Genomic DNA, 6,787 nt, shown 5'->3' with positions numbered 1-6,787 from the left:
TCTGGAAACGCTCACTAAAAACAAATTTGCTTTTGATATTTATCACCAGAGTTGGACTTCCTGCTCTGGCGAGCTCGCTTGTATTTGTGACTTTAGATCATATAGATCTGATCAGTCCCCTTAGATTTATTGGCGTATATAGAAGGGTGATTAACACCCTTTATCATTAAGAATATATTGTTCGGCGTTGGGCTGCTCCAATGTACCGGCTTCGACATAGATAATATGGCAGTTTGCAGGTGCTTCTTTGTGCTGCAGTTGAATCTTTCTTGGTTCGTTGGATTTAGAAGGTTGCCCAATCATATTCCAATAATCGAATGCCGTGTGATGCGTTTGAATTGAGCGGTAGGCAACGTCTAATCCACGCTCTAAAGAGCTTGATGTCGCTCTTAACTTACCATTGAACAATGGCACAGCCACGCCATCAATCAGTACATCAGCTTCTCCTTCTGAGTTATGCATCGGCAATACTTGCTGATTCACATGCTTAATAGCAGTAAGTAACCCTAATAGCTCCGATTGATGATGTTTTGTGGTGGCTTGTTCCAACGCAGGCTTATTTAATGCAATCAAAAGCCCAATCACAACTAATGTTGCAATGATTGCAATCATCATAATGGGTGTATTTGAAGATTGATTATCTTGATCCACAGTATTTCTCCATCCCTAAAGTAAAAATATCCCTTTAACTATAGGAAATAATGAGTATTTTGCTCAGCAACCGTGATTAACCATCGTTATCGTTGCCGCTATAGGGTGAGAAACAGTCCCCGCTTCGCTGTACACTAAAAAACAATTTTCACTCACACTACTTGGCGCTAACTGGAGGCTTTTACTTTGTCCATGATTGTCCTGCATTTCAATCAGTGACCACCCTCTCAGTGCAGACACGTTAGTCTCAGAGGCCAAATAGGCACTGTCTAAACCTTGTCTTAAGGCTGTACTGTTTGCACGCAGCTTTCCATTCATCAAATCAACTGGGTAACCATTTATAAAACGAGTACTTTCCCCACCCATTTCAAAATGATTTGGCAGCAACGTGTTATTAATCTTATCGATGGCAACACGCATCGCATTCAGTTTTGCAAGATTTTGTTTTTGACTGTGAGTATCACTTTGTATTGACAGTGCTGCGGCACTGGTTGCGATAATCAGTAGAACGACAATAATGACGACATTGATATTAACTTGATTTGCTTTCATACATCTCTCCACTCTAATCCATAGAGAACAACGGCTAAGTTAAGTGTAGAAAAACAAATTGAGTTTGCAGAAAAAGAGCACGTGAACACGTGCTCTTATACCTATGATACCTAAAGATTATCGATTTCAGGTATCATGGGTATATACAAGAAAAGAGTTACAGCTTAGATTGATAAAGCGCTTTGCGTTCGCTTTCAGATAAAAAAGCCATTTCTACGCCATTAACTTGCAGCTGTTTTAATTCAGTTTGAGATAAGCCAATCTCTGAATGTGCCACTTGATATTCATGCGCAATATTAATGTTGCTCACACCAGGGTCATCCGTGTTCAAATTAATCAACACACCTTTATCTAAAAAGTGCTTGATTGGATGTGCTTGGTAGGACTCAACCGTTGAAGTATGTAGATTACTGGTTGGGCAAGATTCAATACCAATACGGTGTTCGACTAAATAGTCCATCAATTCAGGATCGTGAATCGCTTTAACGCCATGCCCAATACGTGTAGCACCCAGCTCACGAATGGCTTGCCACATGCTTTGAGCACCATCAGCTTCACCCGCATGCACAGTAACCCCTAAAGCGGCATCACGCACTTTCATAAAGTGCTCATTGAACAGTTTACCCGGAAAACCAAGCTCATCACCGGCTAAATCCATACCGACCAACTTGTCTTTGTGTACCAACAAGGCATTCAATTCTTGATGGCAGGCTTCCACGCCAAATGAACGAGACATAATGCCGATTAAGTTAACTTTCACATCATGATCTTTCAGGCCAGCTTGAACACCATCAGCGACGGCTTCTACTACGCCTTCAATCGGCAACTTATGTGTCATTGCCATATAATATGGACTGAATCGAAGCTCTGCGTAATCTAACCCTGTTAATGCCGCATCAGCCACATTTTCATAAGCGACTCGCTTAACGGCGTCTAAGTCAGCCAGTACTTTTACCATCCAGTCGAGCTTAGTTAAAAAACCGACAAGATCACTTTCTTTTCCTTGGATCTGAACAAACGGAGCTAAGGTTTCAATTGAATTCGCAGGTAAATCAATGCCATATTGATGTCCTAAATCCCAAATGGTTTCAACTCGAACATTGCCATCAAGATGGCGATGCAAATCCACTAACGGTATCTTGTTATCGATCATTTATGTTACCCCCCAAAAAAGCCCTCGCACGACCGAATGTCGACATTGTTATTACGACAGTGCGAGGAATTATCCCTAATTGATTTCGTAGATTTACTGTAGCTATTTTTTTTGTTTCAACAAGGCAGAGAATGCGGAGTGAGTTTATTCTACACGAGCATTAGATAACGCCGTAGAAACGAAAAAGGAGCACAGCCTTTCAGGTTACGCTTAAAACTTGCAAACTCGTCGTTACTCATAAATCATTGACCGACATACAAAAACTGTCGTTACTTCGTTTAGTTCACTAAACTTCACTCTTCGCGCCTTGATTTTGCCAGTTTTATGCAGTAACAAATCAGGAAATAAATTAGGGATAACCCCTAAAGTATCAGCGGAGTCTATCAGGCTTTTTTTGCGATGACCGCTATATTCTATTTTTATGTGAGGTAGGTAGTCAAAAATATCGAAAAAGCATATAAATCCAAAAAGAAAATTGTTTTTTATTCAAATTTGCTCTTGATAAGGTTGGATCATCTCCACCAAATTTAATGTCTTCATGGCATAATCTTGATTGAAAAATAAAAATCAAAATAAAAACAGGGAATTTATGAAGAAGCTCATTTTATCGATATTGGTTGCATCAACGCTATGTGGGTGCAGCATCAATATTCACGCACCCGTACAAACCTCCAAAAATTCAGAAGATCAAAATATTAAAGCTGAGCGTCAATCTGTATTAGCACCACTGATAGAGCAAGACTGGCAAATCAAACAATTTGCTTCAGCACAGCTTGCAGCGAGTACTGGCGATAAGAGCCAACTCGGAAAACTTGACAACCTGTCACCTGAGCACCTTGAAGATGTCTATCATCAGAAGCTGGGATTACTCGAACAACTCTCAGCATTAGATGATTCAGTACTCACTAAAGACGAGCGCATCAATAAGCAAATCCTGAAATACCAGTTGCAGAACAGTGTCGACATGTATCGCTTTCATGACCACTATCAACCGATCACCGCAGAAAGCGGCTTTCATGCTTATATCGCATCGATAAGTAAAGGCCGCTTTAATACCGAGCAAGACTATCGCAACTATCTGAATAAACTGGCTGCTCTTCCAAAATACTTCAAGCAACAAACGTATTGGTTAACGCAAGGTGTGAAAGCTGGTATCACTCCGCCTAAAGTCACCTTAAATGGATTTGAAGACAGCATCAGTGCGTTTATCGTACCTGTTGAACAAAGCGGCTACTTTGCACCATTTAACCATTTTCCGGATCACTTTTCAGCCGAGTTAAAGCAAGAATTAATCAGTAAAGGCCGTGACTTGGTAAAAAACCAAGTGTTAACCAGCTACCAAAATTTCTATGACTTTATGACGCTGGAATACATTCCGAATGCGCGTACCGATATTGCTGCAACCAGCTTACCTGACGGTAAAGATTTTTATGAAAATCGAGTGCAGTACTACACGACTCTGCCAATGACATCCGAAGAAGTGCATCAGCTAGGCTTGAAAGAAGTTGCTCGAATTAGAGCAGAAATGCGTCAGGTCATTAAGCAAACTCAATTTAAAGGCAGTTTTGCCGAGTTCTTGCACTTTCTGCGTACCGATCCACAGTTCTATCCTAAAACTGCAGAAGAGTTGCTGAAAGAAGCCAGCTATATTGCCAAACAAGCCGACGCCATGTTGCCAAAATATTTTGGTAAGCTTCCTCGTATGCCGTATGGCATTGCGCCTGTTCCAGCTCAAATTGCTCCAAAATACACCACAGGTCGCTATTCTGGTTCAACCCGTGATGACAAAGCAGGTTACTACTGGGTAAATACTTATGCGCTCGATAAACGTCCTTTATATGAGTTAACCGCATTAACATTGCACGAAGCAATTCCAGGCCATCACCTGCAAATATCATTAAATAAAGAGCTTGATAACTTACCTAACTTCCGCCGCTTTTCGTATATATCAGCCTTCGGTGAAGGTTGGGGGTTATATTCTGAATATTTAGGATTAGAGGCAGGGCTTTACAAAGACCCATATTCTAACTTTGGCCGCTTAACCTACGAAATGTGGCGCGCCACTCGTTTAGTGGTTGATACAGGTATGCACGCCCAAAATTGGACTCGCCAACAAGCCATCAATTACATGGCTGAAAACTCTGCGTTATCACTGCACAATATCACAACAGAAGTTGATCGATATATTTCATGGCCGGGACAAGCATTGTCTTATAAAATAGGGGAACTCACCATTAAGCGATTACGTAAAAAAGCAGAAGCAGAGCTGGGTGAAAAATTTGATATTCGTGCGTTTCATGATGCAGTATTAGCCAATGGTTCTGTGCCGATGTCGATCTTAGAACAACAAATCGATACTTTTATTGAAACACAAAAGTAAATTTAAGTGTCTTTATCTAGCAGGAGAGGCTTTGTTCTCCTGCTATCCCTAGGAACTGTCCCTAAATATCTTCCCGATTTGTTACTGCTTAAAATTCCAGTATCAAGGCACGAAGAATGAAGTTTAGTTACTCTAAATGAAAGATGAGTAACGCAGATAGTTGCAATTTTAAGCGTAACCCTATGGGCTGTGTTTATTTTTGGCTCCTACCGCATTGTCGAAAGCTAATGTAGAATAACAACACGGCACTTTCTCCGCTTTGTATTAGCTCAAAAATAAACTACAGCAAAACGGGGAAGCTATTTTGAGACAGTTCCTTAATTGATGAAGAAAAAAAGTCACATGAAGTATTCGTCGGAAACGGCCTTAAGCACACCAGAACAACAAAAATTTTGGCAACAAGTTGAGCATCGCTCACTCAGAGTCAGTCACGATGTGACCTTGGCTTACTGCCAAATATTAAACCCAAATTCAAATAAAGCTGTGGTGATCAGTAACGGACGAATCGAGTGCTATGAAAAGTATCGTGAACTCATTTTCGATATTTACCGCCAAGGCTACTCTGTGTATGCAGTTGATCATCGTGGCCAAGGTAAATCAACAAGGCTAACGACAAAGCGTCACTTAGGCCATGTTGAAAAATTCAATGATTATGTCCTCGACTTTACTCTTTTTGTCGATCAAGTGGTGAAACCGAGAAAGCACCAGAATTTATTTCTATTGTGCCACTCAATGGGCGGCACAATTGGTGTGTTGTATATGCATCAACACCCAAAAGTATTCAAAGCGGCAGCCTTGTCAGCTCCGATGCTCAGCATAAAGTTACCTGCGCCAAGAAAAGTCATTGATGCACTTGCCAAAGCGCTCGACTTTAAGACTTGGCCAATTTATGTATTGGGCGGTACGGACTTTAAATTTAAAGCATTTAAAGATAATGACCTCACCAATAGCACCAATCGTTATTCAGAGTTTCATCGCATTTACCGTACTTACCCAGATGTTCAACTTGGCTCACCAAGTAGCCATTGGTTGCGTGAAGCACTGACCGCCGCCGATGACGCCAAACTTCTGTTGCCAGAATTGAACACGCCAACGCTAACGCTTCAAGCAAATCAAGATAGTATTATTGACAACCAAGCTTATGACGACATTTTTGGAAACTTGCTGCCTAGCAGTCAGTGTCGAAGACAGATCATTAATCCAGCTAAACATGAAATTTTGGTTGAAACCGATGATGTGCGTACTCAAGCATTAGATGCTATTTTTGCATTTTTTAGTGAGCACGCTTTAAAATAGCCAAAATCATTATCTAGAGACTCATTTATATGTTTCATATTGCTTTATATGAGCCAGAAATTGCCCCGAACACAGGCAACATTATTCGTCTTTGCGCCAATAGCGGCTGTCATTTGCATCTTATTGAACCATTAGGTTTTGATTTTGAAGAAAAGAAGCTGCGTCGTGCAGGGTTAGACTATAAAGATCTGACGAACGTTACTCGCCATAAAAACTACGAGGCATTTCTCGAAGTAGTAAAAGGCAAACGGATTATGGCTTGCACCACTAAAGGTAGCCGTCCCCACTCAGAGCTTCAATTTGAAGAAGGTGATGTGTTACTGTTTGGCCCTGAAACTCGTGGCTTACCTATGGACATCATTGAAGCAACACCCGCCGAGCAGCGTTTACGTATTCCTATGGTTCCGTCGAGCCGAAGCTTAAACCTATCAAACTCAGTCGCCATAATTGCCTATGAAGCATGGCGTCAACTGGGCTATGACGGCGCAATATAGGTCACACCAAAAGAGGGGTTATCATCCCTCTTTGCCTTTCGAACTCAGTGAATACGATTGCAAACAATCAACCTACCACACCAATCATAAGCTTAACCAATCAGCAATTGGGTGTACAAAACTATACCCGCAAATTATTTAGTCGGCTATGAAAAACATCTAACATTATGATCGATAATACAATATAGCTCTTTGATACATTCAATTTCGACCAGAAATGATATAGTGAACCTACGGTTTCTGGTCGTTTTTGGTGCTAAA

At 41.0% G+C, this 6,787-nt stretch carries 6 protein-coding genes; 3 read left to right on the top strand and 3 right to left on the bottom strand.

Going from position 1 to position 6,787, the window contains the following annotated elements; all coding sequences use genetic code 11:
- Positions 1-150 precede the first annotated feature (150 nt).
- From JQC92_RS20225 to add, 3 genes are all read right to left on the bottom strand, one after another.
- A complete protein-coding gene (locus tag JQC92_RS20225) occupies positions 151-651 on the bottom strand; it encodes a hypothetical protein (RefSeq protein WP_205001335.1) in 501 nt (166 codons plus the stop codon).
- A 63-nt stretch (positions 652-714) separates the two neighbouring features.
- Complete coding sequence (locus JQC92_RS20220) at positions 715-1,203, bottom strand: hypothetical protein (protein WP_205001334.1); 489 nt, start codon at positions 1,201-1,203, stop codon at positions 715-717.
- Positions 1,204-1,360: 157 nt separating this feature from the next.
- Positions 1,361-2,356 (bottom strand): adenosine deaminase, encoded by a 996-nt coding sequence (add, locus tag JQC92_RS20215; protein ID WP_205001333.1) that lies wholly within the window; start codon positions 2,354-2,356, stop codon positions 1,361-1,363.
- Positions 2,357-2,945: 589 nt separating this feature from the next.
- On the opposite strand from add, the gene JQC92_RS20210 reads away from it, so the two are divergent.
- The 3 genes from JQC92_RS20210 to trmL all read left to right on the top strand — a co-directional run bounded on the left by JQC92_RS20210 (position 2,946) and on the right by trmL (position 6,526).
- Positions 2,946-4,736 (top strand): DUF885 domain-containing protein, encoded by a 1,791-nt coding sequence (locus tag JQC92_RS20210; RefSeq protein WP_205001332.1) that lies wholly within the window; start codon positions 2,946-2,948, stop codon positions 4,734-4,736.
- Positions 4,737-5,078: 342 nt separating this feature from the next.
- Complete coding sequence (locus JQC92_RS20205) at positions 5,079-6,032, top strand: alpha/beta fold hydrolase (RefSeq protein WP_205001331.1); 954 nt, start codon at positions 5,079-5,081, stop codon at positions 6,030-6,032.
- Positions 6,033-6,061: 29 nt separating this feature from the next.
- Positions 6,062-6,526, top strand: coding sequence for a tRNA (uridine(34)/cytosine(34)/5-carboxymethylaminomethyluridine(34)-2'-O)-methyltransferase TrmL (gene trmL, locus JQC92_RS20200; protein ID WP_205001330.1), 465 nt, complete (start codon positions 6,062-6,064; stop codon positions 6,524-6,526).
- Positions 6,527-6,787 lie beyond the last annotated feature (261 nt).

Origin of the sequence: Parashewanella hymeniacidonis, assembly GCF_016900895.1 — a bacterium.
Taxonomy (GTDB): Bacteria; Pseudomonadota; Gammaproteobacteria; order Enterobacterales; family Shewanellaceae; genus Parashewanella; species Parashewanella hymeniacidonis.
Note: the sequence above shows the minus strand (reverse complement) of the source record. Positions and strands in the feature narration are given on the sequence as shown.